Source organism: Vibrio sp. 10N.261.51.F11 (assembly GCF_041471665.1).
Classification (GTDB): domain Bacteria; phylum Pseudomonadota; class Gammaproteobacteria; order Enterobacterales; family Vibrionaceae; genus Vibrio; species Vibrio crassostreae_C.
The window spans coordinates 1-428 of the sequence record NZ_JBFROW010000101.1 but is presented as its reverse complement, the minus strand read 5'-3'; the positions used below and the strand labels follow the sequence as shown (position 1 = coordinate 428).

Genomic DNA, 428 nt, shown 5'->3' with positions numbered 1-428 from the left:
GAAACACAAGCGCTGGATAGCGAATTTAAATCCTATAGAGGCCAGCTTCAGCTTATCGATCCAGATAGTGGCGATAACACACAATTTCTCCATAGTGGTAAATATTTGGGTCAAGGTTTTTCTCCAGGTTATTTTGATGTTTTTCCAGACGGGTCTTATCAATTTAGTTTACAAGGAGCCAACAAACGCTATGCAGATGACCATATTGCTAGTTTGCGAACTGGCGAATCAATGCAGATCCCCTATGAAGTTGAAACCAGTGACGGTCAGAAGCTGACAATCATGGTTAAAGTGATTGGCGAAGATAACCAAGCAAGAATTGAAGTGACGCCATACTCCAGCCTCAATAATCATGTTTACGAAGATCACACTTCCTTTGGCAATACCACTAATCAGCTCAGCAGTGGTGGCACGTTACACGTGATTGA

1 protein-coding gene is annotated in these 428 nt (G+C 42.3%); it reads left to right on the top strand.

The features are described 5' to 3' along the window. The coding region (locus AB4351_RS21805) for a VCBS domain-containing protein (protein ID WP_372127167.1) at positions 1–428 on the top strand (428 nt) is incomplete at both ends.